The organism is Burkholderia sp. Bp9012 (assembly GCF_003853825.1).
Taxonomy (GTDB): Bacteria; Pseudomonadota; Gammaproteobacteria; order Burkholderiales; family Burkholderiaceae; genus Burkholderia; species Burkholderia diffusa.
This window is the reverse complement of sequence record NZ_QTQA01000031.1, coordinates 14562-41375: the sequence shown is the minus strand read 5'-3', so window position 1 is coordinate 41375 and position 26814 is coordinate 14562. Positions and strand designations below refer to the sequence as shown.

Below are 26814 nucleotides of genomic sequence, written 5' to 3'. Positions count from 1 at the left end.
GACCGGCCGGCCGCATCGAGCAACGCCGACGCGGCGCCGCGAGCACCCAATAACGTCCCCATAAACTGGTACCTTTGCGATGCGCATTGCACGCAGCGCGCGTCATTCTCCTTTGCCGCGCAAATCAGTGCCGATGGCGGTGGTGAATGTCCGGGAAATGCGCGTGACTGTGCGTGATCGGCAGGTGCACGTGCGGATGCGTGTGCGGTGCATCGCCATCGTACGGAAAATCGTGCGTGTGCTGATGATGTTCGTCGTGCTGATGCCGGTGCGTATGCTCGAGTCGTTCATGCGCGTGCTCGTGTTCGTGCCGTTCACGCACGTGCAGCCAGATGCCGAGCGCCATCAGCGCGGCCGCGATCCAGAACGTGACGGACGGCAGAGCCGGCCAGATCAGCAACGACAGCACGACGCCGAACAGCGGCGCCACCGAAAAATACGCACCCGTGCGCGCGCTGCCGAGATGGCGCAGCGCCACGACGAACAACACGAGACTGATCCCGTAGCCGCCGAGGCCGGTCAGCATCGCGGCGGCCGCGGCCGGAATGGCGGGCAGCGCCGCGCCGGTCGCGAGCGCGATGCCGATGTTCACGGGCCCGGCGACCAGGCCTTTCGCGCACGCGATGACCATCGCATCATTCGCGGCGACCTTGCGGGTCAGGTTGTTGTCGATCGCCCAGCACAGGCATGCGCCGGCAATCAGCAACGCGCCAATCGGCACGCCCGCGCGCCCCGGGCCCCACGACAGCAGCGTGCCGCCGGCGACGATCGCTACCATGCCGAGAAACACCTGAAGATCCACGTTCTCGCGAAACACGACCCACGCGATGACCGCCGTCAGCACGCCTTCGAGATTGAGCAGTAACGAACTCGTCGCAGCCGGTGTGCTCGACAGCCCGAGCATCAGCAGCGCCGGGCCCGCGACGCCTCCGGCCGCGATCGCGCCGGCGAGCCACGGCAGATCCGAGCGTTGCAGCGGCGCGGCGTTCTCGGCCGGCGCGCGGCGGCGGTGCAACCCGCGCAGCAGGATCCCGACGCCGAGACCGATCCCGCTGCCGAGATAGAACAGGCCGGCGACCATGAACGGCGACATCGCGCCGATCAGTGCCTTGGCTAGCGGCGTCGCGGCGCCGAACAGCGCGGCGGCGGTGAGTGCGACGAGGATCGCGGAATGTCTCGGGTTCATGATGCGGTCTTTGCGTGGAGCGTTGTGCGTATGGAATCGGCAAGCTTCGTGTGATGCAGTGGCGCGTACGGTTCGCCAGGTGCCATTCAATTTCGGGGAATGTCGGGCGAGTTGCGCTGGCTTTGATGTATCTGTCGCGTCATGCGTTGCCGGTAACGTGTCGGCCCGACGATTCGCGCTGGGGAGATTATCGCGCGTGTGTCACGGGTCGCCAACTGACGGACGGGCGACCGTGCGGTGCGTCCGGACATCACCCCGTGGTCTGTCGAATACGGCCGCACTTCACGTTTGACAGCGGCTCACGTGTGGGAAATTCGCGTAGGGGCGAATCCGGTTTTCACCTGGAATCCATTTACATTAGGAAAACGAATTATTGTGATGAAACACGAGTGGATGGGCGTGGGTCACCAACACGATGACACACGCGTCGGCCGTCTGTCCGCAAGCATCGATGCGCAGCCGCGCGCGACGCCCGTCTACGCAACGTTCGCCGGGTTGCGGCGCCACCGCGTATTCATGATGCACGCCGCCCCTGATCGATATCCCGTCGCCTCGCCATGCTTGCCCGGTGTGACAGATAGCTTGCGCACACGGCGTCCGCCGACACGCTTTCGTCGTCGGGTCACTTGGCAGTTCGATGAGGATTGGGTGAGGCTGACTGGCTGTGCCGCCAGCGGCGGCAGTCCCGACCTGCCCCGGAGGACAGGTCGGTCTGTCATGTGATGCGCTGCATGCGCGGCGCAGGCAGGCCGTCACCGCGCGGTCGCGCGGCGACACATCGCGCGTTACTCGCTCGCGGCCGTTTGCTGCTCGGGCTGCGGTGCTGCGTCTTCCGGTGCTTCCGCGGTCGCCTGCTGCGGCGCGGCGGCGGCCTGCGCATCCACCTTCGGCTGCTGCGGTGCGCCCTTCGCCGCTTGAGCGCCACCCTTGTTGCCCGGACGGCGCGACTTCAGCCGGCGCGCACGCGCCGCGTCGTCGTGCGTCACGCGCCCCGCTTCGTTACCTTGCAGATCGACCCGCACCGCGTCTTCGACGAGACACGACCAGTAACGATTGCCGCGGCACCACGTGGACATCGCCTCGCGCAGCTCGGCCTCGCTCAGGCCGACGGCTTGCGCCTCGCGAGCGAGGTCGTCCCAGATACCGACCTTCAGCGGCACCTTCGGAGCCGGATTCTTCGGGAACGCGCGCGGGAACCGGCGCTGCAGTTTGCCGATCGCGACGATGACCGGATCGACCGGCGTCGACGGCTTCGCCGAAGCGGGCTTCGCGCCGGACGACGCTTTCGCCCCGGCACCCGATTTGGCCCCCCGAGCTGGCCGGTCGCCGGATTTCGGCTTCGCGCCTGCGTCCGGTTGCGTAGCCGGTCGCTTCGCGTTGCGCTCCTGCTTGGCCTTTGCTGCGAGCTGCGCCCGCAATTCGGCAAGTTGTTCAAAACCCATAAATTCAATCCACCAGGAATATAAGGTGTGGTTCGTGCAGCCATTCCGCACATCGGCGTTCGCCGCATCGCCTGCGGCGCGTCTGCCACCGACGCGGATCATTGCGGGGCCGCATCGCCACCACCACTGTTTCAGGCACCCGGCCACGATGCCGGACAAAGGCAGGAGTGGAAGTATACCGGTACCCGCGGCCGCCGGTTGACTCACCGGTTCGCATTTGACGGATCCGGGGGAACGAGAATGCGTCCGCGCGGTCGTGTTGCGCATTATGGCGGCGTTTTCTCGGTAGATCGACACTCGCGTTACGTAGTGTCGTTTCCGGTACTCTCGGCTTCAGTGCGCCGGTCACGCGACTCATCGGTTACTCCACAGTCCGAAATGGCGAGCGATGGTACGGATAGCGAAGACGCCAAATTCTGCCGACTCGCATCGTCCAGAAGACCGGGCTTTCGCATACGATCCGTGCGGCGTGGCGAGTGTGCATCGATCTCTGCCGCCACGCCATTAGTTGCGCCCGCATCGATCGTCGAGCGTACGACGGCATCGGAAAGTGAGCAGTATGGGCTGGCTCGACAGTTGCCATGCGTATGGCGCTTCACGCGATCTCGTGAAAAGCCTGTGGCCCGAATACCATCAGCCGCCAGTGTCGACAAAGGCCAACTAGGGCATCGACATTCCATGGTGCCGCTGCCGCAAACGAGGATGCAATTCGCACGAGCGGTGTCTCGCGAAAATCGCGCGTCGCCGGAATTCGCTGCAATCGGGCGCAGCAGGGCAGGCGTCGCGCTCCGGTCGTTGCGCGCGGCCGCGGCTCCGCTTCGGCTGGCTTGATCGCCGGTAATCAGAACACGCCGAGTGCAAGACCCGCAGCGAGCCCCGCGCCGACCTCCGCGCAGCGCGCGAGATCCTCGCTGCCAATCGTCTTCGGCGCGAGGATCCGCTCCGGCGTTTGCGCATGGGTGCAGACGATCAGGCCCGGCACCACATTCCTGAGCCGCCATCCGGTCGCGATCCGGTCGATCTGGCGCAGCGCGTTCTGACCGTCGCTGCCAGCACAGATCATCGCCGCATAGGGGCGGCCGTTCACGCGATCGAGCGCAGCGTAGTAACAGCGATCGAAGAAGTCCTTCATCAGCCCGGACATCGCGGCGAGATTTTCCGGCGTAGCGAACAGATAAGCGTCGGCGGCGAGTACGTCGTCCGCTCTGGTCGCATCCGCACGCTGCAATCTGACGTCGACGCCGGGTTGCTCGCGCGCGGCATCCGCGGCCGCTTCGGCCATCTGCTGCGTGCCTCCGGTCATCGTGTGATAGACGATCAACAGCGTCTTCATCGGTTTTCGCTCACGTTCGGTTTCATTTGCGCCTGCCGCACGCGCCGGTACGGCTCAATCCGGCTACGTCGACGTCCGTATCAGTGCCTGCGTCCGCTGGTTGTCGAATGGCGCTTTCCTCGAGGCAGAGGATGAGACTCGCCTTGCATATATCGACGCAATTGCTCCGCTTCGCGCTCCGCACGACGCGCGGTCAATCCCGCCCGGTACCTTACACACCGGCGTGGTCTGCGCGCGAGTAGTACGCAAGAAACATGTCGGCAGCCGTTTCCGCGACCTTCTGTTGTTCCTGCGCGCCGAGCGGCGGCTGGCCCATCGTCACTTGCGGCCAGAACGCGAACGCTTTCACGATCCCGTGCAGTTGATGCGCGGCGAAAACGGCATCGGTCACCGACAACCGGCCAGCCGCCGCGGCTGCACGAATCCAGACCGTCACGTCTTCTTCGCGCTCGCCCATGCGTTCGACCATGTCGCGCGCGCGTTCCGGCGAATGGATAGCCGCACCGATCGCGACGCGGGCAAGTGCAAGAAATGCTTCGTCATTCAGCAACCGCAACTTGCGGCCCAGCAGCGCGAGCAGTTGATCGCGCAGTGGGACGTCGGCGCAGTAGGCCGGCGCGCCGGCGCTCAGCGTCGCGTCCCACAGCTGATTCAGGATCGCCGCGAACAATGCTTCCTTGCCCGGGAAATGGTTGTAGACGGTGCGCTTCGACACGTCCGCGCGCGCTGCGATGCGATCCATGCTGGTCCCGTCATAGCCAGCCGCAAGGAATTCCTCGATCGCCGCGGCGAGTATTGCCGCACGCTTTCGGTCGGTCAGCCGTTGAGGAGAAGTGCTCGTATCCATTCAAAAAATTTTACACCCCTGAGTTTACTTTTCCCAGGGATAAACTACACTGCTCGGTGTACTTTATTTTCCGGACGAATCGACATGGCTTCGCCTCTCGTATTTCTTCATCGCGTACTGGGTTTCGCCGCCGCCAGGCGTGGCCGCACACTGTCCGGCGAGTCGCCGCAGCACAACGGCGAACGCTTCAGCAACGTTGCACCGGCCGAAGGCTTCGGCAAAACACTTGGCATCGCATGGAACATGCTGGTCAACAAGCCACGCAACACGGTTCCGACAGGCGCATTGCCCATCGATTCACTGACTCGCGAACAACTCGGCGCGGCCCCCGACCGCAGCCTGTATCGGCTAGGGCATTCAACACTGCTGTTGAAACTGCGCGGCGAATTCTGGCTGACCGATCCTGTATTTGCCGAACGCGCATCGCCGTTCCGGCGCATCGGCCCCAAGCGCTTTCATGCGCCGCCGATCGCGCTCGTGGACCTCCCGCCGTTGCGTGGCGTGCTCCTGTCGCATGATCACTACGATCACCTCGACCGTGAAACGGTGCTCGCACTGGCAGCCACCACTGGCGTGTTCGTTACCACGTTGGGCGTCGGCGACCGGCTGATCGAATGGGGTATCGACGCGAAAAAGGTACGCCAGATCGACTGGTGGCAAAGTGTCGACGTCGATGGTCTGACGCTGACCGCGACACCGGCACAGCACTTCTCCGGACGCAGCCTGTTTGACGGCAACAGCACGCTGTGGGCGTCGTGGGTCATCGTCGACGACGATTTGCGGGTGTTCTTCAGCGGCGACACCGGCTACTTCGACGGTTTCCGGACTATCGGCGAACGGCTTGGGCCCTTCGACGTGACGCTGATCGAGACCGGGGCATACGACCCACAATGGCCCTACGTGCACATGCAGCCGGAAGAAACCGTGCAAGCGCACATCGACCTGCGCGGTCGCACGCTGATGCCGATTCACAACGGCACGTTCGATCTCGCGATGCACCGTTGGCAAGAGCCGTTTGAGCGCGTCACCGCGTTGGCCATGGTACGCGGGGTCGAGTTGTCGACACCCAAGATGGGCGAGCGACTCGATTTGAATGCGCCGCATCGCGGCGAACGTTGGTGGCGAACGGTCGATGAGCCAGCAAAGACTCCAGCAACGAAGACGCGCTGGTGGCAGCAGCTGTGCGTATGGCAGGCGACGAAGTAGGTTCGCTGGGCGCGGCGGTTTCTGGACGAGAACGCCGCGGCGGTGAATTTTCCTGGTGATATACGGCTTGGCAACGGACTCTTTGGTCGATCGTCGGCGACGATGAACATTCGCCCCCGACAGCAGACATCCGGCGAAGGCCGAGATATACACGGTCGAACCAATTGTGGCGATGTGCTTCACCTTCTTGACGCAAAGTCTGCAAATGCCCGCTCCATCTGCACAGTGATAGATACAGGCCAAGCCCATCGGAATCTGCCATCCGAGGCCGTCTGTAGAATCCGTCTTCGCTCAACGCCGCCGTTGGGACGAGGCGCCCGCTTCGATTTCTCCCGTCACATACAGGTTTGCAATGCGGCGCCGACGGCGCCGCGCGTTGTCACGTGACAACTAGCGATGACGAACTCACTCCACCTATTGAATCCCCTGCTGGCCTGTTCCGCGCGATGTCTTAGATCCCCGCAGATCGATCGAACGGCGCGTCCTTCCGAGAAACGTATCATTTATCACAAAACACGTTTCAATTGATACGTCATTGCTTCAGCCGTCATTATCTAGACCCAATAGCGCGCCCCGGGTTCATGCGCCCCCATTTCAACCGTCGTCGATGCTCATTTTGCGTGAAACAACATGAAGAAAGTAGCGCAACCCATTGCTAGGCAAGGGTTTCCACACAGACACCCATTTAGAAGAATTGTTTCACGCCCTGCTGATTTCCGCCATTTCCCCTCGGCGACGCGCAGGAATTCGCGCTCAAAAAGCCCATCAAGAATGTGTGACGCGACGCCGATACTCTCGATCATCGGATCGATGGCCCCACACGATAAGACTCTGCCCTACCCCTCCACTATCTCATCATCGTTGCCTGTAGATGCTGATCGGCTCCGTTTATTGGGGACACATCATGCGTGTGGAATTAGTGTGCCATCGTGGGCTGAAAGCTTGCGCGCTCGGGCGTGTCTAGAGAAGACATCAACTGGCCCGACCAACATAGATCACTCACTTATCCCCGGCTAGCCAATCACCTCCTCGTACTTCGTCACTGACGATGCCGCGTCGATGTCGAGTCGATCCTTTCGGCGCCCATCCGCAACGGTTGTCACGTGACAACAACCCGATCGCTTTCGCGTCAGTGACGTGGCCCAATCGAACACGACCAACCCATATATCCCATGAACTTCTTCACGCCCGCGACTTCTACAGTGGGTGCGCCGAGACTGACGATATGTGTCCAGAAGCAACGCCTTGCCGGGTTGTCACGTAACAACACGCAGCAGTCACCAGCACCAGCACCAGCACCAGCACCAGCACCAGCCGTCATATCTGAACACAGACCGCCGTAATGAGGAGCGAGGAAAAAAACACCGGAATTATCAGCGCGCGTCGCATCGGCATGCCTGCCGTCGAGCACCATTTGAGATCCGAGCCAGCCAAATTCGACTTGTCACGTGACAACTTTGGATCCCGACGCCGCCGAGGGCCACAAGTTGAATGCCAAACTACGGCAGAATTCCCACCGGTCGCGAGACACATTCGGGAATCAGCACTGTGACCTCTGGTTGCCACCAGCACTCAAGTCCTCAGCACTTCATCAGCACCTTCCGTCTCGAATGCAATGCCATCTATTTTTATTTTTCACCCACTTTCAAATCACAAATACTTGCTTGCCATTTGACGTACTTGTCACGTGACAACAACATCTATAAGAAAATTTCCCTTTTCATATGGCACTTTCTGGACTTTCCAACAATAAGTGCATATATTACGAAAAACTCCTAGGAGGGAATTTAATGGCTTTCAAGATCGCCGTCAGTAATCAAAAAGGTGGTACTGGAAAGACCACCATCTCCGTCAATATCGCTGCTGCCTTCGAGGCGGGTGGCAACAAGGTCGCCTTGATCGATGCCGACCCTCAAGGCACATCAGTCAGATGGGTGACGAGCGGCGAAAATACGCTCCCGATGACGGTTCTGTCGTTGGCCCCCGCCGGCCGGGGCATCGGCGGCGAGATCAAGAAGCAGGATGCAAATTTCGATGTGATCGTCGTCGACTGCCCGGGCAACCTCGAAGACCCACGCATTGCGTCCGTGCTCGAGGTCGCCGATTTCTGCCTCGTGCCGCTGTCTCCGTCGCCGGCCGACCTGTATAGCACCGTCGCGATGATTCGCATGATCGAATCGATGCGTGCCGTTCGTAACCCGAATTTGTCTTCCGCATTGATGCTGAATAGCGTCAATGGAAAAACTAAAATGCGAGAAGAAATTTTAAAAATTCTAAGGGCTGAAGAAATAGGGGAGCATCTGCTCGACAGCCAGATCGCGCAGCGCGAGGTCTACCGGCAGACGTTCGCCCTCGGCACCACAATCCATCATCACAATCGATACCTGAAGGGGCTGAAGGAAGCCCGCGCGGAAATCGAGAGACTGGTCACCGAAATGGCCCAATACATCGCGTCGACGCGCGCTACCGGAGCCGCTCATGGCTAAGGACACATCGAAAGAGAAGAAACCGACCGGCAACCTGCATCTCGCAGCCGGCTTGCTGCGTGGGCTCGCACAGGAAAACGCGGCACTGGAAACGCGCCTGCCGGAGCCGACGCCCGCGTCGAATCCCGCCGCCGAAGCCACACCCCCCGTCGCCCCGACCGCCGCCGCCTCCGACGCGCTCGACCTGGGCGCGCCGCAGAAGGTCGCGGTCAAGGACTGCATCCCGAACCCGTTCAACCCGCGCGTGTTCTATTCCGAGTCGAGCCTGCACGAGCTCGCTTTGACGTTGAAGCGGGAAGGACAGATCGAGCCGATCAAGGTCACGCGTCTCCCGGAGTTTCCCGGCAAGCTCGTCGTGATCGACGGGCAACGCCGCTTGCGCGCGACGAGCATCAACGGCGACGAAACGATCAACGCGACGTTTCGCACGGACCACACACCCGAGCAGTTGTACACGATCGCGTATCGCGCCAACCATGACCACGAACGCCAGACCATCTTCGACGATGCAGTCGCATGGAAGCGTCTCCTCGACGAAAAGGTCTTCCCCGACCAGAACACGCTCGCGGAGAAGATCGGCAAGGACAAGGCATCGATCAGCAAGACACTATCGCTGAACGCACTGCCGAACACGCTGCTCGAACGGATGGCCAGCGCGAACGATGTGGTCGGGTTGCAGGCCGCGTACTTCCTGAAACTGATTTTCGAGCGCCTGGGCGAACCCGCTGCCGATCGTCTGCTCACGGCGGTGATCGACCGTAAAAAGTCGGTGCGCGACCTCGAGAATTTCCTGCGCGCACAGAGCGACGGCAACAAGAAGACGGGGCGCACGCGTTACAGCGTTCGACACGATTTCGCGCTCGAATCACGCGCGATCGGTCAGCTGAAAACCTATCCGGACGGGCGTCTGGATCTGCAACTGAAGGGAGTCGATGCGTCCCATCAGGAAGCGCTGGCCGACCGGCTCAAGACCGTGATCGATGCATACGTCGCCGAACTGGCGGTAGCCGCGCAAAAGTAAAAGAAGGCGCCCAAAGCAAAGGCCTCGCACCTGCATGGCGCCGCGCGCCGGATGAAGCCCGGTGCACGGTGCATGCCAGGCTGCGAGGCCTTGATCAGTTGGTCGCGAGGCTGCTTTTCAGCAGGAATTCCAGCAAATCGTCCGAGGTCGGTTCGCCCCAGGTGTCGAGCGCCAGCCACCGGAAGAAGCTGGTTTGCGCCAGCTTGCTCGCCTTCTTCTTCGGCGACAGCGTGAGATCCTTCGAGCCGGCCACCGTTTCGTTGTAGCGCTCGATCAGCTTGGTCTGGTCGTCGATCTCCAGCTCGCGGAAATACGCGCCGGCTTCGTCGACCTTCGCGGCCAGGTACTTGTCGCGAATCTGTTCCTGCTTGCTCTGCCCGGATTCCTTTGCCGGCGCGGCCGTCTCGGTCCCCTGTCCATCGGCCAGCGTATAGCCGTGCGTCAGCGCCTTGCGGAAATACGCGGCCACGTTGTCGACCGGCGCTGCATTCTTTTTCGTAGTCCGATTGAGCGTATAGGCGATCGCCGCCTTGATGCGCTGCACACCGTACTGCGTAATCAACCGACGCGCTTCCGAACGCGGGATGCCGAACTTGGCGACCTCGTCGACGAGTGCTTCGTTCTTGACGTCGCCTTCCTCGACCGTATCCGCGCTCTGCTTGCGCGTCACCTTGAACTGGACGGCCTCCACGCTGCGACCTGACTTGTGTTCGATCAGCTCGAGCGTGTGGTCGGAAACTTCGTTCACCTCCTGAATGCACGGCACCAGGACCTTGCTCTTGAAGAGCTTGTACTCCTTATAAGACTGCGACGCCTTGTCCTGACCGAGAATGAGATCACGGAATTTCGGCAGTGGAATTTTTGCCGTGATGCCGATCCCCTCGTAGCGCACCGTGTTTTCCCAAAGGGCAAGCGAGTGCGAGCGCCGAAACTCGCGCGCGATCCGCATATCGATGAGCGCGTAGATTTCCGGATTGAGCAGCTCGCTGCGAATCTGGTCGGAGAAGCTGTACTTCAGCACCGATTGCTCGAGCTCGGCGCCGGCGAGCAGGCCTGACGCCTTCCACACCGTCGAGCGGTCGGCGGCAAGGTAGTCCCAGTTGACGACGGTACTGATCAGCGAGTTGACCGTGTCCTTCACATACTTCGTGTTGTTGCTGTTCAACCCGCTCTCGTGCGACAGCGCGGCGATCGAGATCGAAAAGCTCGTCCGGCCGGGCTCGAACGCTTCCTGACGAAGGGCGTTTTTGATCAGCGAGCTGAACATCTTGCGCTGCTGCAGACCGATTTTTCCGGACTTCGGAGCGATATGAATTGCCTGGACCGCCTTGCGCAGCAGATCGGGGGGCTCGGGCGTCTGAAATAGCGAAACCTGCTTGTCGGAGCCTTTGATTGCGGGCTTGCGCGGCATCGTGATGTCCGGAGAAGGTGACCGTATTGATGGCGGACTTTATACCTTTTCGAGCCATCGAGCAACGCCTTCATCTCCAGTATCACTTTCACTATCGCCGATAAAGCATTGTCTCAAAATGAAAAATTCCATTTTCACGATTTGTGCGAAACCCCATATCCATATACCTTTCCACCAAAAACAGCTCCCAAAACCTGCTACCTGTGTTGGCTGTCGCCAGAATCCGGCACGGGACTTGCCCTACTGAAGGTACCCATTCATGGGAAATAATCCGGTGGAACTGGATGTGCGGACCCGATTCGTGGTGCCCTGCAACACGGTCTGCGATCTCCCATAAAACGCTACCTTTAGCACGTCCCATGGATAGGTACCTATCAAGATCCGCCAGCTTGGCGTTTTGTCTTCATCTGTGGCGGGCAGGCGGAAATACCTCCCATAAATGACTACCTTAAGATTTCCCCACAGATGGTGACCTATCCGCGGGCCTGATCCTGTTTATGGGACCCCGGTTCCTCAGGAACAAGCAGAACGAGATCACTCTGTCCACGCCGGCACCCATAACCTGCTACCTGGAATCCATCCCATAACCGGCAACCCAATATGAAATGCTGTGCGCGGCACCCTAGACGAACAAGCAAGAGGGCACCATAAACGGGCACCTATAGATTCCCCCATAGATGGCTACCTGAGGCGTTTTTGGGCCCGATTCCCATAGCTGACTACGCGTGCCCCATATCCACAACCCCCATTTCCCACAGCGCGGTACCCGATTCCCCAAATCCACAGACCTGAAACCCCATATTCTTCCGCCTGTGCCCCCATAAATGGGTACCGAACCCCTGTCAAACCCTTACCAGACAAGGCTGTGAGCCGTCTAAAAGTAGTTAAAGATGTAAACGTTGTTTATCAAAGATGTAAACACACGTGCGCCTGTGCAGAAAAACAACCCCCATAAACCGCTACCCAAGCGAACCCGTGAGGCTCGACAAGCACAGCAATCCTGACGCAAGGCCTGTGGATCCCTCGATATCTGCCTCATTTTGCAAGCGTTCCAGGCCCTGACAAGGCTTCCAATGAAGGTGAGTACCTACTAACAAATGCTCAAACGTAGAAACTTATGGGAGGGAATTGGTGTTTTCGGGACATAGGTTCCCACCTATGGGATTGAAAAATGCAGGCAGCGGTCCGTTTTCCGTCAGGGATTACCCGCAGACGACGGCAGCCCCGCTCGACACAGAAGCACCGCGAGTTTCCGTCACGGCGGTGAAAAATCGCCGGAATTCATTCTCAGGCCGTTTTTTTTTCGTCAGCGCCGAGGCTTCCGCAGAAAAGTCTTCGGCTGTCACGTGTTGACCTGCCTGTCACTTTCCAGTCGATCGCGCGCGCACAGACGAAATTGGCTGGCTCTCGTCCCATTCATTCTGCATCGCGGTTTTCTACCTTTGGGTCAGTATCGGAATTGGTACAGCGTTCCGATCGACGCGACCAGAATCGCATCGCTGTGCCGAGCGAGACGCTGACCGCAGCCGCTTGATCACGACGATCCTGGCAACTGCCTCGAACGTGAGGCTGGCGCCATCAACATGGCTCATCTTCATCGGATCCGCACTCGAATCCCGAAAATTCTCACCGCTGGAAGTTGCCCCGTCCTGTAAAAGCTCACCTTCAAGATGTCCGTCGGATTAACAAACCGTGCGCGCGACGCCTCCGCACCAGATGCGGCCGCACAATGGAAAAGCTGTGACGAATGCGCCTCGCGCTGGACGTGTCGCCGTCCTTGCCGTACAAGCTCGAGACGCTTCGTGACGTCAGTACGATGCCAAGCGCCACGCATTCGCACAGGCGACCGCTCGCGTGATGCTCGTGCGCAATCGTGAACGAATGCCGATCGAAGAGTTCACCTTGCGCGGCGAAGGTCGCCTCTACCTGCAAACGTCATCTCCCACATCTGGTGACGAATAGAATCGAACAGGTAGCCATGCGTGCGACATGCGGGGGAATGCGACAGGCTCGGTGCAGAATGAATCGTGGTCGTTTATGGGAGGAACCGTCGTTCGCGCGGGAGCGAGTCACAACATGGCGCACAGGTTCGCGATTTCGTCGTCTATCCCGCTCATGGGGCGACGATCGCATTGCACGAGCAGCAGATTCCACAGGTGAAACAGTCGGCGTCGTGCGAGTGCATGCATCACCGAAATCGATCTCATCCTCATCGGCAATCTGCACCGTATCGGTGGAACGATCCGCTTCGCCACGCGGTTGCCGCGGTCGTGCATGCTGAGTGATTCCCGAGCGCGATGCGTCGTCGTGGCCCCTGCAAAACGCGGATCGGGCGGGCGCGGGATACGTGCCGATACGACGTCTCCCATACGTGTATCCCCAAGAATGCACGCATGATGGCGCCACATTTTTTGCAACGCGGTTATGATGCAAAGGCCCTGACCGCGACATTAAGACCGACCAGGGGCAGGGGCGGTATCTCGATGTGCTTTCACTCCGTGACCAATCAGAAAAGAGAGTTCAGCGATGCGAATCCAGATCAAAAAACTGACGCTGGCTGCTACAGCAGCAGCGTTCCTCTTCGGCTCGGCCGCTCCGGTGTTCGCGCAGACCGACGCCAGCGCACCGGCCGCATCCGCCGCATCGGATGCGAAAGCCGCGAAGCGTGAAGCACGCAAGGCAGCTCGGGCAAAACGCAAAGCCGAACACAAGGCAGCGCGCGCGAAGAACAACGCCGAGCTGAAGAAACTCGAAGACGCTGGTTACAAGCCGGCGGCCAACGATCCGAACTATCCGCAGAATCTGCAGAACGCTGAGAAGAAGGCGGGCGAAGCCGCTGGCGCAAGCCAATAAGCGTTCCCCCCCACGAGACAAACCCCGGTGCGAACCGGGGTTTGTCGTTTATGCTGCTGAAACGCGATGCGCGACCGGTCATCGTGAAGGTGTGACATCCGAGTCAATTGATTCGGTATCCTTCGTTTCTCGGTGAGATGAATGCCATCTCGATGCGTTGAATCTTCCTGCTCTCCGTGAACGACACGCGCCATTCTGCTTGTTCAGTCTAAGAGGAATCCTACGGAATACAACAGATCGCTGGATGAATAACGAGACGAAAAGCGAACATGCACAAGCAATACGGCTCCGCGCAAAGGCACACGAAACCCGCACCAATTGAGACGGTGCGCGTGGCGCAACGACTGGTCGCCGACATATCGACTTGGTCAGCGCCGCGCTTCCACCGTCGCGTTCCCAGTCGCTTTTAACCAGTCCTTGAAGGCCCGCACGGCTTCGTCTTCCGCGCGCGCAGTCGCCACGTAAGTGAAATAGCGCCACGGCGGCAATGCCGGTTCGCTGAACGGCCGCACCAGCCGGCCTTCGGCGATGTCGTCCGCGACAAGCGCGATCGGCCCCATTGCGACACCGAGGCCGTCGAGCGCGCCCTGCAGCGTCAGATAGAAATGCTCGAGCGTGAGCGAATGCCGCGGCACCAGATTCGCGTGCCCGGCCGCCGCGAGCCACTCGGGCCACATACCGGGGTACGTCGCCGCGTGCAGCAGCGTGAAGCCGGCGAGATCGGCCGGCGTACGCAACGGCCGGCCCTCGAGCAGCTTCGGCGCGCATACGGGCAGCCGGATTTCGGACAGAAACTCCTCGGCAACATATCCGTCGATCGCCTGCGGGCCGCCGCGGACGATCAGGTCGACCTTGTCACGCAACTTCTCGATCGGCTCGTTTGACGTTGACAGCCGCACCTCGATGGCCGGATGCGCAACCTGGAACGACGACAGCTTGGGCACGAGCCAGCGCAGCGAAAACGTCGCGGGCGCGCTGACGCGCAGCACGCGCTGCTGCCCCTGGCCGAAATGCTGCGCGGTGGCGAGCGCGATCCGGTCGAACGATGCACCGACCTCGGCAAGGTATACGCGACCGGCGTCAGTCAGTTCGACGCGCCGGTTGTGCCGCTCGAACAGCGGTCGGCCAAGCCATGCCTCGAGTTGCTGAACATGCCGGCTGATCGCGCCATGCGTCACGCACAGCTCGTCGGCGGCGAGCGTGAAACTGCCGAGGCGGGCCGCGGCTTCGAAGGCGCGCAGCGAATTCAATGGAGGGAGTCGTCGGGCCATGCATCGTTTCGCGTGAAATTTACTCACACGACTGCTCAGATTTAATCGTTTGATCGGGTGATCCTAGTCCGCCAATATGGCACATGAACGGCCGATGCGGCCGAAACGGATGTCTGGATTTCTCACATGGAGTATGGTGCATGCCGAACGTGGTGGTGGTGGGCGCCCAATGGGGTGACGAAGGCAAGGGGCGCGTCGTGGACTGGCTGGCGGCGCAGGCCGATCTCGTCGCACGCTACAACGGCGGCCACAACGCGGGCCATACGCTGGTCGTCGGCAACAAGACCTACAAGCTCGCGCTGCTGCCGAGCGGGATTGTGCGTGGCAAGCGCGGCGTGATCGGCAACGGCGTGGCGCTCGATCCGGAAGCGCTGCTGGACGAGATCGGGCGGATGGCCCAACTCGGGCTGTCGGTGACGCCGGACAATCTGTCGATCGCGGAGAACGCCACGCTGGTCCTGCCGATTCACCGTGCGATCGACCAGGCGCAGGAGCGTCTGCGGCGCGAACCCATTGGCACCACGCTGCGCGGGATCGGGCCAGCTTACGAGGACAAGGTTGGGCGCCGCGGGCTGCGGGTCGCGGATCTGGCCGAGCCGGGCCGGCTTGCCGACAAGCTCGACGTGCTGGTCGATCACCACAATGCATGGTTCCGCGGCCTGGGGATCGAGCCGTGCTCGCGCGACGCGATGCTGGCAACGCTGGTCGACATCGCGCCGAAGATCCTCCCGTTCGTGCGTCCCGTGTGGGCCGACCTCAACGACGCGAACGACCGCGGCGAACGCATCTTGTTCGAGGGCTCGCAGGCCGTGATGCTCGACATCGACTGGGGCACCTATCCGTTCGTGACGTCGTCGGGCACCGTTGCATCGGCCGCGGCGGCCGGCACAGGGCTCGGCGCGTCGAAACTCGGCCACGTGCTGGGCGTAACCAAGGCGTACGCGACGCGCGTCGGCGGCGGCCCGTTCCTCACCGAACTGACCGACGCCACCGGCGAAACGCTGCGCGCGCGCGGGCAGGAGTTCGGCGTCAACACCGGCCGGCCGCGCCGCTGCGGATGGCTCGATGCCGCGCAGTTGCGGCAGGCCGTCCGGATTTCGGGTATCGATTCGCTCGCGCTCACCAAGCTCGACGTACTCGACGGCGTCAGGTCGATCCAGCTGTGCGTCGGCTACGAACTTGACGGCGCACGTGTCGACCATCTGCCCGCGAGCCTCGATGCGCAGGCGCGCGCAACGCCCGTCTACGAAACGTTCGCCGGGTGGGACGGCACCGTGAAGGGGGTACGCGAACGCGCGGTGTTGCCGCATGCCGCACAGGATTTCATCGCGCGCGTCGAGGCGATCGCAGGCGTGCCCGTGTCGATGATCACGACCGGCGCCGAGCGAGACGACACGATCGTGCTGAGCAACCCCTTCGAGCAGGGCTGAGCGCGACGCGCACGTGCAATGCGTGCGCGGCAGGCCGCCGCCGTGCGGCCTGCATCGATCCGATGCCGGCAGCGGTTGCCGCGTGAGCGAGGGCCCGCCGGAGCGGCGCACGGCAAACTGGACACGCCTGCACCGCTGCGGTACTGTTCCGCACAATTCGCGCCAGACCGGGCTGTGCCGGGGCGGGCGCCGCCGCGAAGCGATTTCAATCCCGGGGACATGTCGATGGACACGTTACAGATGATGCGCATTTTCGTCCGGGTGGCGGAGGAGGGCAGCTTCACGAGCGCGGCCCAGCGCCTGGACATCACCACCGCCTATGCTTCTCGTTCGGTCGCGCAACTCGAAACGCATCTGCGCACGCGTCTGCTCAACCGGAGCACGCGTCGCATCGCATTGACCGACGCCGGACAGCGCTATCTCGACCGCTGCCAGCGCATCCTCGGCTATATCGACGAAGCGGAAGCCGAGGCGGCCGACGCGCAGGCGAAGCCGTCGGGGCGCCTGCATGTGCACGCGACCACAAGTTTCGGCCAGGCCTACGTGGTGCCCGCGGTGGTGCGATACCGGCAGCGCTATCCGTCGGTGGCGGTCGAACTTACGCTGTCGCAGCACGTGCCAGACATCATCGACGAAGGTTACGACGTGTCGCTGCAGCTGAGCGCGACGGAGCTGCCCGACTCGGGCCTGGTGTCGCAGCGGCTCGGCGATGTTCACAGCGTGCTGTGCGCGTCGCCCGCGTACCTGAAGGAGCGCGGCACGCCGCGCACCGTGCGCGATCTCGAAGCGCATTCGTGCCTGCAGATCGTCACGCCGATCTTTCCACGCGACCGCTGGCACCTCGACGGCCCCGACGGTCGCGAGACATTCGAGCTGCCGCTGCCGGACTTCCAGGTGAACATCGCCGATGCGCTCGGCGCCGCGCTGCGCGCCGGCCTCGGGATCGGCTCATTGCCGATGTCGAGTGCGGTGCCCGCCCTGGCGAGCGGCGCGCTGGTTCGCGTGTTGCCCGAGTACCGGCTGCAGAAGCTGACGGTCTACACGCTGTATGCGTCGCGCCAGTACCTCGACGCGAAGATCCGGACGTTCGTCGATTTCCTGCGGGAATGCGTGCCCGAAATGCTGGCCGCCGACGAGGCCGCGCTGCGCGGTTCCTGCGAGTCGTGAGCGGAGGCGAACAACGAGTTTCGGGTCGAATGACTCGGCACTTGCAACGTCGTCCGTGAATCGACGTTCAGCCGTGCAGGATATTTTGCATACCGAACTTGATGATGACGGCACTGCGGCATGACGTCTTCGATTGGATGCGTCGATCGACTCGCGCGTTTATGAGAACCCCAGTCCGGAGCCGGCCGTGCCACTCGCATTCCGTCGTGCGTGCTTCGGTGTCGAACCCGTGATGCGCGAGACGGTCGCATAAGAAATTCATCCCATAAAACGACAACGCCACGGCTGCAAGTCCGTGGCGTTTCGCTTCATGAGGATCGTTACCCGTCAGCGGCAGGTGCCTGCTGCGGTATTACTGCTGCTGGCCCCAGAGCGTGCGCCCGAAGAACGTCAGCGTGCGGTCCCACGCGATCTGCGACCACACCGGATCGAACTGCGTGCCGCCGATGCGGCCGGGGCCGACGGCCGTTTCGTTCGCGAACGCGTGATGGGCGAGATAGCGGTGGAATTCGATACCGACCTTCGCGTCGGTCAGCTTCTTCTCCAGCGCATCGACCTGGTCGATCGCGAAGAACGCATCCTGGGTACCCCAGTGACCCATCAGCGGCACCTTGATCTTCGACGGATCGAGGTAGTCAAGCGGAGGGAAGCCGTACCACGTGACGCCGGCATCGACATCGGCGAACTGCAGCGACAGCAGTGTGAGTGCGCCGCCCATGCAGAAGCCGGTGACCGCCACGCGTGACGCGCGCGTCTTCAGGTATTGCACTGCGCCGGGAATGTCCTGCGACGCGGCGTCGCCGAAATCGAGGCCGGTCATAAGGTGGTGCGCTTCTTCCTCCTCGACCGTCGACTTGCCGCGATACAGGTCGGGCACGAGCGCGAAGTAGCCGCAGCGCGCGAGGCGATCGGCAACGCCGCGGATCTGGTCGTTCAGGCCCCACCACTCCTGGATGACGACGACCGCGGGTGCGCCTTCGGTCTTTTCCGGCGTCGCGAGGTAGCCCTGCAGTTCCTGGCCGTCGGGGCGGCGAAACGTGATCATGGAACCGGATGTTTGAGACATGAAACCGCTCCTTTTCGAAAAATGCGATGAGTGCGGCATCGGGTCGGCCAGCGAGTGAGGTATGCCCGGGTGACTCGAGGCTTCGCTCGCGTTCGCTTAGGCCGGCGCCGACCACGCGGCCATTCTATGCGCAAACGCCAGCCGTCTGCGTGAACGGTTCGGGGCTGCAACCGATCCACGCTGCGCATCGATCGTGCGTCGCGGAGCGCGTAAGTCGGAGCCACCGAAAACGCAACACCCCGCCCCGATGAACGGGAGCGGGGTGTTGCGTCGACAGCGCGCGTATCGAGGTACGCGCTGCGTACGTCGGTCTTACTGACCGAAATAGACCGAGTCTCGAGCGGTTTGCTTGACCGCGATCACGCGGCCGGCACGCACGCCGGCGGCGGCTTGTGCGCCGTAACCCGTTGCGTCGCTGTTCGTCACGCGGGCCTGCGCGGTTTGCAGCGCATTCGGATAGTGGGCGTCGGACACTTCCGGCTTGTAACCGGCTTGCTCGAGTTGCACGAGTTCTGCGCGGACCTGGGCGCGCGTCAGCTCGCCCGACGAGTTCGACTGGGCGAATGCGCCAACGGATGCGGTAAGGGCGGCGGCAGCGGCAACTGCGTAGATGAACGACTTCATGGTGACCTCCGGTTTTCGTAGATTTCGCGCTTCGCTTATTGCGTTCAGCGGTTGATTGCATCGTAGCGATTGCGATACCGGTCGGAAATAGGCGTTCCAGCGAATAATTATTGCAACTGAGTAAACGATTCGCGGGGAAAGCGGGATTTTGTCTGATGATTATGGGTATGCCGGCACGCATTCGATGAGTGTGATTGTGGGCGCCGAACCAGGAGCTGGCGCGATCCGGGACAGAGGTGTATTGCAACCGCACGCCGACTTCGGCCGATGGAAAGATCAATTAAATCGGATAACGAATCATTGGTCGCGAACGAGGGAGTGTGTTCGCCCCTCGCGGTGCAATCCGGGCCGACTCCGCCTTCTCGCACATCGACGTGAGTATTAGCGGCCGCATCGTCGTGCGTACCGCGTCACTCATTCCTCGACGACCGACTGTCGTTTCCGGTATTCCGCGGGCGTGACCCCGACGTGCCTCGCGAACGACCGTCTGAGCGTATCGACATTCGCGAAGCCGCATTTCGCGGCGACCTGCTTCGGCGTGTCATGTCCGTTTTCGAGCAGTTGCCGGGCAGCGGAGATGCGGGTCGCTTCGACCCACGCGGCCGGCGTCATGCCGACCTCCGCGCGAAAGAGCCGCGCGAAGTGGCGCGGGCTCATGCCCGCATGCTTCGCGAGTGCCGCCACCGAGTGTTCGAGTTCAGGATGGCTGGCGATCCAGCGCTGGACTTCCTGCAGCACGGAGCGCCCGGCCGGCCGTGCCTCGCCGCTGCGGCTGAACTGGAGCTGTCCGCCCGGGCGCTTGAAGAACATGACCAGTTGCGCGGCGACGCGCCGTGCGATTTCCCGGCCGAGATCTTCCTCGACCAGCGCGAGCGCGAGATCGAGCCCGGCCGTGACGCCCGCTCCGGTGCGCAGCTTGCCGTCGCGTACATACAGCGCGTCCGCTTCGACCGTGAGCGACGGATACGCATCGGCGAGCGCGTCGGCGGCGGCCCAGTGCGTCGTCAGGTGTCGTCCTTTCAGCAGGCCGGTCGCCGCGAGGATGAACGCGCCGGTGCAGATCGAGCCATACCGCTTGCTTTGCACGGCGGCCGAGCGCAGCCACGCGAGGACGTCGGTTCGCAGCGCGACCGCGGCGGCACCCGGCGCACCGGCGACGAGCAGCGTGTCGAGGCGATCGGGAATGTCGGGAGCGATCCAGTCGGCCAGCAATTGCGCGCCCGATGACGCGCGGATCGGCCCGGACTCGCTCGCGATGATCCGCAGCGTATAGAACGGCTTGCCGCATTCGGCGTTAGCCTGGGCGAATACGTCGAGCGGCGCGGAAACGTCGAGCAGTTGTACGCCCGGTACCGCGAAAATTCCCACGACCTTCGGCATGTTCGGTTGCGTGTGGTATCAATGTGTCGAACGTGACGCGTAGCAGTATAGACGCGCAACGCGAGGCGACGATGGAGCATCGGCGCACTTCGCGGGCGCAATTCGAGGGTTGCGGCCGCGATGGCCGTCGATCGCGCGAAATGGCAGAATTCGTCGTAATACGCCGATTGATGCCAAACCCTGGCCTCCGGAGAATGGGTGCTGTCTTCAATGGAGGTCGATCATGACTGTGAACGTCGCCGGCATCACCGTTCCCGATAGCCAACTCGCTCGCGAGATCACCGAACTCGTACGGGATACCGAGTCCGAGTTGCTGTTTCACCATTCCAGCCGCGTCTACTACTTCGCCGCGCTTGCGGGGCAGCACCGTGGGCTCCGCTACGATCCCGAACTGCTCTATTGCGGCTGCATGTTTCATGACATGGGGCTCACGCATCGGCACAGCAGCGCGTGCGAACGATTCGAAGTGGATGGCGCCAATGCCGCCCGCGATTTTCTGAAGAGCAAGGGCATTTCGCAGCAGGACATCGAGGTCGTATGGACTGCGATCGCGCTGCACACTACGCCAGGCATTCCGAAGCACATGCATCCGGTCGTCGCGCTCGTCACCGCAGGGGTCGAGATGGACGTCCTGGGCCTCGCGTATCCGGAGTACAGCGACGTCGAACGAGATGCCGTCGTCCGTGCACATCCGCGCACGCTGCATTTCAAGGAAGACATCATCCAGGCGTTCTACGACGGCATTCGGCACAAGCCGGACACGACGTTCGGCAACGTGAAGGCCGATGTGCTGGCCGACAAGGATCCGCATTTCCATGCAGGCAATTTCTGCAGCGTGATCCGATCGTCGGCATGGGCCGGCTGATCGGCATCGGCGCCGGGCAGGGCGTGGGAGGGAGGGCGCCCTGGGCCGCGCACGTCGCGCCTGCCGATCACTATTCCTTAGAAAAGTTGTTACGTGACAACCACATGACGTCGATGCAGGCCTTCATATCCTGAATTTCACCGCCTTGGCTTCCGCAGGGAATCGTCGATTCGCGCGATCCGGGCGACGGATAATGGGGCCGGAGTCGGGTGCCGAAAGCCCGGTCCGACGCCCGGTGAACCCCTGACGACAAGAATCCGCCCGCCTTCGGCAAAACGCCTATAATGATTGGGCAAATTGCCGGAGAAAAATCATGAGCACGATCGCGTTTCACCCTTCGGGCGTCGCGCACCCGCGCCAGGCCGAATTCACGATACTCGAGCAACTGCTCGCGATTCGCGTGCGCTCGGGCGCCGATCTCGCCGAGCTGGCGAGTGCGCGCGTCGACGTCGCGGTAATCGATCGCCTGTCGGAGCGCGGCCTGAAGTCGGATGAACTCGCCTTCATCATCCCGCGGCGCACGTTGAGCCATCGTCGCCAGGCGCACGAGCGCCTGTCGCCGGAGGAATCCGACAAGGCGATCCGGCTTGCACGCATCGTCGCGCAGGCGACGGCCACGTTCGGCGACCAGGACAAGGCAATGGCGTGGCTGCGCAACGGGCTCCAGCGCTTCGGCGGCCGCACGTCGCTCGACATGTCGAGCACCGAGCACGGCGCCCGACTCGTCGAAGAGGCGCTCACGCAGATCGACGAGGGGTATTTCGCTTGACGACGCTGTGGCGCATCAGCAATTACGCCGATCTGAAAGGCATCGGCGGCTTGCGGGCCGGCGGGCGCTGGCATTTTGCCGGGCAGCCCGTCGTCTATCTCGCCGAGCATCCGGCGCTCGCGCTGCTCGAGACGCTCGTCCACTTCGAAATGGCCACCGTTGCGCAATTGCCGAGCGCATACCAGTTGCTGCGTGTCGAGGTGTCCGAATCGGTGGACGTTGCCGAGATCGCGGAAGGCGATGCGCCGGCCGACTGGCGGGAAAACGTCGACTGGACCCGCAGCGCCGGCACCGAGTGGCTGCACACGCAGCCGAGCGCACTGCTGCGCGTGCCGAGCGTCGTCGTGCCGCACGCGCACAACTTCCTGTTGAATCCGCTGCACCCGGCCGCATCCGACGTCCGCGTCGCGGAAGTCATGCAGTCGCCGTACGACAGCCGGATTCTGCGGCTGGTCCAGTCGAACAAGAGCGAATAGGGCGCGTCGCGCACGACGAGCCGCAGGAACATGTCGTTCATTGCGTCGCCGCAGCGTGCCGCGGGAAACGGTAGCGCCGCCGCAGGCGCACCCGCCGACATCGACCGCCATCCCACCAGCAGCCCTTTACGCAGGAAGCGAACGTGCGGCGCAGGCCGCGGCATGGCAAATCGCCGACGCGTCGTCATGACGTGCGCAATGCCGCGACAGTCAACGCGCTGACCCTCGGATTACATTTTCGTAATCGAGCTGTCCCGCTGGTCGGCGAAGACTTTCACCTGCCGGTTTACCGGTAACATCGCCGCATATTCCAACCGAATGCGATGGAGCCGAGCATGCGCATCCTGATAGTCGAAGACGAACCGAAGACGGCCGCGTACTTGAAGAAAGGGCTCGAGGAATCCGGCTTCAGCATCGATCTCGCAAAGGACGGCGCGGAAGGGCTGATGCTCGCGCAGGAAGAGAACTACGACGTGATCGTGCTCGACGTGATGCTGCCCGTGCTCGACGGGTGGGGCGTGCTCAAGCGCCTGCGCGATACCCATACCACGCCGGTGCTGTTCCTGACCGCGCGCGACGATGTGCAGGACCGCGTGCACGGTCTCGAACTGGGCGCCGATGATTACCTCGTGAAGCCGTTCGCATTCGTCGAACTGCTCGCGCGCATCCGCACGCTTGCTCGCCGCGGCCCACCACGCGAGACCGAGCGCATCGTGGTCGGCGACCTGGAAATCGACGTCGTACGCCGCCGCGTGAAGCGCGGCACGGTGCGGATCGACCTGACGCCACGCGAGTTCTCGCTGCTGCAGTTGCTCGCGCGTCGACAAGGCGAAGTGCTGAGCCGCACGCAGATCGCGTCGTATGTCTGGGACATGAACTTCGATAGCGACACCAACGTCGTCGAAGTCGCCATCCGGCGACTGCGCGCGAAGATCGACGATGCGTTTCCGGTCAAGCTGATCCACACGGTGCGCGGCGTAGGCTACGTGCTCGAACCGAAGGACGGTGCATGACGCTCGGTCGATCGCTTGGCGCGACGCTCGCGCTCTCGTTCGGCGCGACGATGCTCGCGGTCTTCGCGCTCGTCGGCACGTACGTGTATACCGGCCTCGACCGGCAAGTGAGGACGCAGGACGATCTGGACATCGTGCTTGCCGCACGACATACGCGCCGGCTCGCGGGCGAACTCGATTCGCTCGACGCCGTGCGCGCGCACGCGGACCGGCTGACGAGCCAGGTGCTCGGGAACGCGGCACTCTCGATGGCCGTGGTCGACGATCGGGGCAATGTGCTTGCGCGGCACAACGTCAGGCGGACCGAGCGCGAGGATCTGCCCACGCCTTCGTTGGGCATGGCGTCGCCCGTACCGCCTGCGTTGCCCGATGCCGAACTGTTTCCGCCCCACGCGACGCCGGTGCCGGCGGCCGAACGGATCACCGTCGACCGGATCGCGACATGGCGCGCCGACGACGGCACGTCCGTGCGCGGTGTCGTGGCCGGCGCAATGCTGCGCGACGGTACGCAGATCCGCATCGCGATCGCGCGCGACATGAGCGATCGCGCCGAACTGCTCGACGGCTATCGCGACAAGCTGAAGCTCGCCGGCGGGCTGGGCGCGCTGTGCGCAATGCTGCTCAGCTACTGGCTGATCCGCACGGCGCTTGCACCGCTGCGCGAGATCGTCGCGAACACCGGCCGGATCACCGTCGACAAGCTCGACGCGCGGCTCGACGCCGCGCGTGCGCCGCGCGAACTGCGTGCGCTCGTCGATGCGCAGAACGCGATGCTCGGCCGCCTGCAGCAAGCTTTCGGACATTTGTCGCAATTCAGCGCCGATCTCGCGCACGACCTGCGCACGCCGCTGAACAACATGCGCGGCGCGACCGAAGTGGCACTTGCGCGGCCGCGTTCGCCCGGCGAATACCAGGCGCTGCTCGAATCGAATCTCGAGGAATACGACCGTCTCGCACGCATGATCGAGAACGTGCTGTTTCTCGCGCGCGCAGAACACCCGACCTTCGTGACGCGGCAGCGCGCGTTTGACGTGCATGACGAGCTGACGCGCATCGCCGAATACTTCGAAGGGCTCGCCGATGAAGCGGGTTCCACGCTGCGCGTCGAAGGGCACGGCCAGCTGATTGCCGATGTCGAGCTGTTTCGCCGCGCGGTCGGCAACCTGCTCGCGAATGCGCTGCGCTATACGCCTGCGGGCGGCGTCATTGCGCTGAGCGTCGACGAAACAGCGGACACGGTACGCGTCGTCGTCGAGAATCCGGGCGAGCCGATCGATCCCGCGCTGCTGCCGCGCATCTTCGACCGATTCGTGCGCGGCGACCCCGCGCGCAGCGGCGGCGTGCCGGGCGGCACGGCCGGGCTCGGGCTCGCGATCGTGCGCTCGGTGATGGAGCTGCACGGCGGCACCGCGCGCGTCGAAAGCGACGCGGCGGGCACGCGGTTCATCCTCATCTTCGTCAGGAACCCTGCGTCTTGATCGCTGTACCCGATCCGGCGGCGCGAGCGGCGATATCCGCGCCCGAGTGCCAGCCGCCGCCCAGCGCCTTCAGCAATCCGACCGATGCTTCCATCCGACGTGCGGCGATCTCGTCGGCCTGGCGCCGATTGGTCAGCGCGATCGTCTGCGCGGTCACCACGTCCAGATAGCTGACGGCGCCGGCATCGAAGCGATTCGTCGTCAGCCGCAGCGACAGGTCGGCCGCGTCGGTCGCGCGCTGCTGACTGGCGGCCTCGGACGCGAGCGCATCGAGCGCGGACAATTGATCCTCCACCTGCTGGAATGCGCCCAGCACGGTTTGCCGATAGTCGGCGACCTCGCCATCGTACTGCGCGTGCGCGCCGCGCAGCGTCGCGCTGCGCCGGCCGCCGTCGAACAGCGTGCCGACAAGTTGCGGGCCGAGCGACCAGAACAGGCTTGGCGCGGTCAGCCACGGCGCGAAGAACCCACTTTCGAGCCCCGCGCTCGCCGACAGCACGAGATCGGGGAAGAACGCGGCGCGCGCTTCGCCGATCTGCGCGTTCGCGGCCGCGACGCGGCGCTCGGCAGCTGCGATGTCCGGCCGTCGTTCGAGCAGTTGCGACGGCACGCCGGCCGGAATGGCAGGCACGTCGAACGCTTGAACGCGCGCAGGCAATGCGAACGTCGATGCGTTTTCGCCGACGAGCGTCGCGATCGCATGCTGGAGCTGCGCACGCGACGCGTCGATGTCGGTATCCTGCGTGCGCGTCGCTTCGAGTTGCGTTTCGGCTTGTGCGACGGCGGATGCATCGATCGCGCCGGCTGCGAACTGCTGTTGCAGCAGCTTCAGCGCATCCGCATAGGCTCGCACCGTGTCGTCGAGCAGCTGCTTTTGCGTGTCGAGCGAACGCAGCGCGAAATAGTCGGTCGCGAGTTCGGCCGTGACCGACAGTTTGACGGCTTGCAGATCGGCCGCACTTGCGTCCGCGTTCGCCTGCGCACCTGCCACCGCATCGCGCACACGGCCGAACACGTCGGGTTCCCAGCTTGCCGCCACGCCGACCTGATGGTCGGGTGTCGTCTTGCCGGCGAGTGACGAACCCAGCTTGTTCCGCGATATGCGCGAACGGCTTTGCGCCACGCCCGCCGTGACTGTCGGCAGAAACCCCGCATGCTGGTACTCGACCGTCGCGCGCGCTTGCTCGAGGTCGGCAACGGCTTTCTTGACGGTCTGGTTCGACACGTCGACGCGCGCTTCGAGCGCGTTCAGATCCGCGTCGTTGAACACCGTCCACCACGCGCCGCGCGACGCGGCATCGGCCGGCGCCGCGACTTGCCAGCCCGGTTGCGCGGCCGGCGCGCCGGCATAGTGCGTGGGTACCGCGACGGTCGGCGGCGAATAGGGCGGCAGCGTCGAGCAAGCGGCCAACGCGGTGACAACGCCGAGCGCGACGACGCGGCGGGCGAACGGGAGTGGGTGAGGAAGGCGCATGGCGGGAATCTCACAG

At 63.0% G+C, this 26814-nt stretch carries 22 protein-coding genes; 11 read left to right on the top strand and 11 right to left on the bottom strand.

All coding sequences use genetic code 11. The features are described 5' to 3' along the window. Positions 1–124 precede the first annotated feature (124 nt). The 4 genes from DIE11_RS30955 to DIE11_RS30940 form a co-directional block, all read right to left on the bottom strand. Entirely contained in the window at positions 125–1186 is a 1062-nt protein-coding gene (locus DIE11_RS30955) for a DMT family transporter (RefSeq protein WP_124629276.1), read from the bottom strand. A gap of 785 nt (positions 1187–1971) precedes the next feature. After that, the gene (locus tag DIE11_RS30950) at positions 1972–2628 is read right to left on the bottom strand and encodes a ProQ/FinO family protein (RefSeq protein WP_124629324.1); all 657 of its coding nucleotides are present in this window, start codon (positions 2626–2628) and stop codon (positions 1972–1974) included. 841 nt (positions 2629–3469) lie between these two features. Next, positions 3470–3961 (bottom strand): flavodoxin family protein, encoded by a 492-nt coding sequence (locus DIE11_RS30945; RefSeq protein WP_124629274.1) that lies wholly within the window; start codon positions 3959–3961, stop codon positions 3470–3472. A gap of 211 nt (positions 3962–4172) precedes the next feature. Continuing rightward, a complete protein-coding gene (locus DIE11_RS30940; RefSeq protein ID WP_059600777.1) occupies positions 4173–4808 on the bottom strand; it encodes a TetR/AcrR family transcriptional regulator in 636 nt (211 codons plus the stop codon). A gap of 84 nt (positions 4809–4892) precedes the next feature. Here DIE11_RS30940 and DIE11_RS30935 point away from each other — a divergent pair, with 84 nt between their 5' ends. Further along, a complete protein-coding gene (locus tag DIE11_RS30935) occupies positions 4893–6014 on the top strand; it encodes an MBL fold metallo-hydrolase (protein ID WP_124629272.1) in 1122 nt (373 codons plus the stop codon). Positions 6015–7143: 1129 nt separating this feature from the next. On the opposite strand, the gene DIE11_RS30930 is transcribed toward DIE11_RS30935, so the two are convergent. Further along, complete coding sequence (locus DIE11_RS30930) at positions 7144–7428, bottom strand: hypothetical protein (RefSeq protein WP_124629269.1); 285 nt, start codon at positions 7426–7428, stop codon at positions 7144–7146. A 376-nt stretch (positions 7429–7804) separates the two neighbouring features. Between DIE11_RS30930 and DIE11_RS30925 the strand changes: the two genes are divergently transcribed. Together DIE11_RS30925 and DIE11_RS30920 are read left to right on the top strand one after the other, a co-directional pair. Then, positions 7805–8500, top strand: coding sequence for a ParA family protein (locus tag DIE11_RS30925; protein ID WP_006759638.1), 696 nt, complete (start codon positions 7805–7807; stop codon positions 8498–8500). After that, positions 8493–9521, top strand: a complete 1029-nt coding sequence (locus DIE11_RS30920; protein WP_124629267.1) for a ParB/RepB/Spo0J family partition protein — start codon at positions 8493–8495, stop codon at positions 9519–9521. The genes DIE11_RS30925 and DIE11_RS30920 overlap by 8 nt, the downstream gene beginning before the upstream one ends. A 94-nt stretch (positions 9522–9615) precedes the next feature. On the opposite strand, the gene DIE11_RS30915 is transcribed toward DIE11_RS30920, so the two are convergent. Next, positions 9616–10932: a replication initiation protein gene (locus DIE11_RS30915; protein ID WP_059682318.1), complete on the bottom strand. Its 1317-nt coding sequence runs from the start codon at positions 10930–10932 to the stop codon at positions 9616–9618. Between the two features lie 2526 nt (positions 10933–13458). Between DIE11_RS30915 and DIE11_RS30910 the strand changes: the two genes are divergently transcribed. Beyond that, complete coding sequence (locus DIE11_RS30910; protein ID WP_044848822.1) at positions 13459–13785, top strand: hypothetical protein; 327 nt, start codon at positions 13459–13461, stop codon at positions 13783–13785. A gap of 368 nt (positions 13786–14153) precedes the next feature. Here the strand turns inward: DIE11_RS30910 and gcvA are convergent, their stop codons facing one another. After that, complete coding sequence (gene gcvA, locus DIE11_RS30905; RefSeq protein WP_124629265.1) at positions 14154–15056, bottom strand: transcriptional regulator GcvA; 903 nt, start codon at positions 15054–15056, stop codon at positions 14154–14156. 140 nt (positions 15057–15196) lie between these two features. On the opposite strand from gcvA, the gene DIE11_RS30900 reads away from it, so the two are divergent. Then, positions 15197–16486, top strand: a complete 1290-nt coding sequence (locus DIE11_RS30900; RefSeq protein ID WP_124629263.1) for an adenylosuccinate synthase — start codon at positions 15197–15199, stop codon at positions 16484–16486. 225 nt (positions 16487–16711) lie between these two features. Beyond that, positions 16712–17653: a LysR family transcriptional regulator gene (locus tag DIE11_RS30895; protein ID WP_124629261.1), complete on the top strand. Its 942-nt coding sequence runs from the start codon at positions 16712–16714 to the stop codon at positions 17651–17653. Positions 17654–18005: 352 nt separating this feature from the next. On the opposite strand, the gene DIE11_RS30890 is transcribed toward DIE11_RS30895, so the two are convergent. The 3 genes from DIE11_RS30890 to DIE11_RS30880 form a co-directional block, all read right to left on the bottom strand. Next, positions 18006–18719: a dienelactone hydrolase family protein gene (locus DIE11_RS30890; RefSeq protein ID WP_124629259.1), complete on the bottom strand. Its 714-nt coding sequence runs from the start codon at positions 18717–18719 to the stop codon at positions 18006–18008. A gap of 312 nt (positions 18720–19031) precedes the next feature. Continuing rightward, positions 19032–19343 (bottom strand): DUF4148 domain-containing protein, encoded by a 312-nt coding sequence (locus DIE11_RS30885; protein ID WP_059682326.1) that lies wholly within the window; start codon positions 19341–19343, stop codon positions 19032–19034. A 414-nt stretch (positions 19344–19757) separates the two neighbouring features. Further along, complete coding sequence (locus DIE11_RS30880; protein WP_124629257.1) at positions 19758–20723, bottom strand: GlxA family transcriptional regulator; 966 nt, start codon at positions 20721–20723, stop codon at positions 19758–19760. Between the two features lie 223 nt (positions 20724–20946). Between DIE11_RS30880 and DIE11_RS30875 the strand changes: the two genes are divergently transcribed. The 5 genes from DIE11_RS30875 (at position 20947) to DIE11_RS30855 (ending at position 25324) form a co-directional block, all read left to right on the top strand. After that, complete coding sequence (locus DIE11_RS30875; protein ID WP_124629255.1) at positions 20947–21588, top strand: HD domain-containing protein; 642 nt, start codon at positions 20947–20949, stop codon at positions 21586–21588. A 313-nt stretch (positions 21589–21901) separates the two neighbouring features. After that, positions 21902–22357 (top strand): antitoxin Xre/MbcA/ParS toxin-binding domain-containing protein, encoded by a 456-nt coding sequence (locus DIE11_RS30870; protein WP_006753033.1) that lies wholly within the window; start codon positions 21902–21904, stop codon positions 22355–22357. After that, on the top strand, positions 22354–22833 hold the full coding sequence (locus tag DIE11_RS30865) for an RES family NAD+ phosphorylase (protein WP_124629253.1): 480 nt from the start codon (positions 22354–22356) through the stop codon (positions 22831–22833). The genes DIE11_RS30870 and DIE11_RS30865 overlap by 4 nt, the downstream gene beginning before the upstream one ends. Positions 22834–23168: 335 nt before the next feature. Next, positions 23169–23846 carry a heavy metal response regulator transcription factor gene (locus tag DIE11_RS30860; protein WP_006759651.1) on the top strand — a complete coding sequence of 226 codons (678 nt, stop codon included), beginning with the start codon at positions 23169–23171 and terminating at the stop codon, positions 23844–23846. Beyond that, positions 23843–25324, top strand: a complete 1482-nt coding sequence (locus DIE11_RS30855) for a heavy metal sensor histidine kinase (protein WP_124629251.1) — start codon at positions 23843–23845, stop codon at positions 25322–25324. The genes DIE11_RS30860 and DIE11_RS30855 overlap by 4 nt, the downstream gene beginning before the upstream one ends. Here the strand turns inward: DIE11_RS30855 and DIE11_RS30850 are convergent. Next, entirely contained in the window at positions 25305–26798 is a 1494-nt protein-coding gene (locus DIE11_RS30850; protein ID WP_124629249.1) for an efflux transporter outer membrane subunit, read from the bottom strand. The two genes, DIE11_RS30855 and DIE11_RS30850, sit on opposite strands and share 20 nt — an antisense overlap. Between the last annotated feature and the right edge of the window lie 16 nt (positions 26799–26814).

Bases quoted from the DNA above. Each gene is read 5' to 3' on its own strand.
- DIE11_RS30855 (WP_124629251.1), top strand. From the start codon at position 23,843: ATGACGCTCGGTCGATCGCTTGGCGCGACGCTCGCGCTCTCGTTCGGC.
- DIE11_RS30900 (WP_124629263.1), top strand. From the start codon at position 15,197: ATGCCGAACGTGGTGGTGGTGGGCGCCCAATGGGGTGACGAAGGCAAG.
- DIE11_RS30870 (WP_006753033.1), top strand. From the start codon at position 21,902: ATGAGCACGATCGCGTTTCACCCTTCGGGCGTCGCGCACCCGCGCCAG.
- DIE11_RS30930 (WP_124629269.1), bottom strand. From the start codon at position 7,428: ATGGTGCTCGACGGCAGGCATGCCGATGCGACGCGCGCTGATAATTCC.
- DIE11_RS30940 (WP_059600777.1), bottom strand. From the start codon at position 4,808: ATGGATACGAGCACTTCTCCTCAACGGCTGACCGACCGAAAGCGTGCG.
- DIE11_RS30890 (WP_124629259.1), bottom strand. From the start codon at position 18,719: ATGTCTCAAACATCCGGTTCCATGATCACGTTTCGCCGCCCCGACGGC.
- gcvA (WP_124629265.1), bottom strand. From the start codon at position 15,056: ATGGCCCGACGACTCCCTCCATTGAATTCGCTGCGCGCCTTCGAAGCC.
- DIE11_RS30955 (WP_124629276.1), bottom strand. From the start codon at position 1,186: ATGAACCCGAGACATTCCGCGATCCTCGTCGCACTCACCGCCGCCGCG.
- DIE11_RS30860 (WP_006759651.1), top strand. From the start codon at position 23,169: ATGCGCATCCTGATAGTCGAAGACGAACCGAAGACGGCCGCGTACTTG.
- DIE11_RS30885 (WP_059682326.1), bottom strand. From the start codon at position 19,343: ATGAAGTCGTTCATCTACGCAGTTGCCGCTGCCGCCGCCCTTACCGCA.
- DIE11_RS30950 (WP_124629324.1), bottom strand. From the start codon at position 2,628: ATGGGTTTTGAACAACTTGCCGAATTGCGGGCGCAGCTCGCAGCAAAG.
- DIE11_RS30880 (WP_124629257.1), bottom strand. From the start codon at position 20,723: ATGCCGAAGGTCGTGGGAATTTTCGCGGTACCGGGCGTACAACTGCTC.
- DIE11_RS30915 (WP_059682318.1), bottom strand. From the start codon at position 10,932: ATGCCGCGCAAGCCCGCAATCAAAGGCTCCGACAAGCAGGTTTCGCTA.
- DIE11_RS30895 (WP_124629261.1), top strand. From the start codon at position 16,712: ATGGACACGTTACAGATGATGCGCATTTTCGTCCGGGTGGCGGAGGAG.
- DIE11_RS30910 (WP_044848822.1), top strand. From the start codon at position 13,459: ATGCGAATCCAGATCAAAAAACTGACGCTGGCTGCTACAGCAGCAGCG.
- DIE11_RS30945 (WP_124629274.1), bottom strand. From the start codon at position 3,961: ATGAAGACGCTGTTGATCGTCTATCACACGATGACCGGAGGCACGCAG.
- DIE11_RS30920 (WP_124629267.1), top strand. From the start codon at position 8,493: ATGGCTAAGGACACATCGAAAGAGAAGAAACCGACCGGCAACCTGCAT.
- DIE11_RS30875 (WP_124629255.1), top strand. From the start codon at position 20,947: ATGACTGTGAACGTCGCCGGCATCACCGTTCCCGATAGCCAACTCGCT.
- DIE11_RS30850 (WP_124629249.1), bottom strand. From the start codon at position 26,798: ATGCGCCTTCCTCACCCACTCCCGTTCGCCCGCCGCGTCGTCGCGCTC.
- DIE11_RS30935 (WP_124629272.1), top strand. From the start codon at position 4,893: ATGGCTTCGCCTCTCGTATTTCTTCATCGCGTACTGGGTTTCGCCGCC.
- DIE11_RS30925 (WP_006759638.1), top strand. From the start codon at position 7,805: ATGGCTTTCAAGATCGCCGTCAGTAATCAAAAAGGTGGTACTGGAAAG.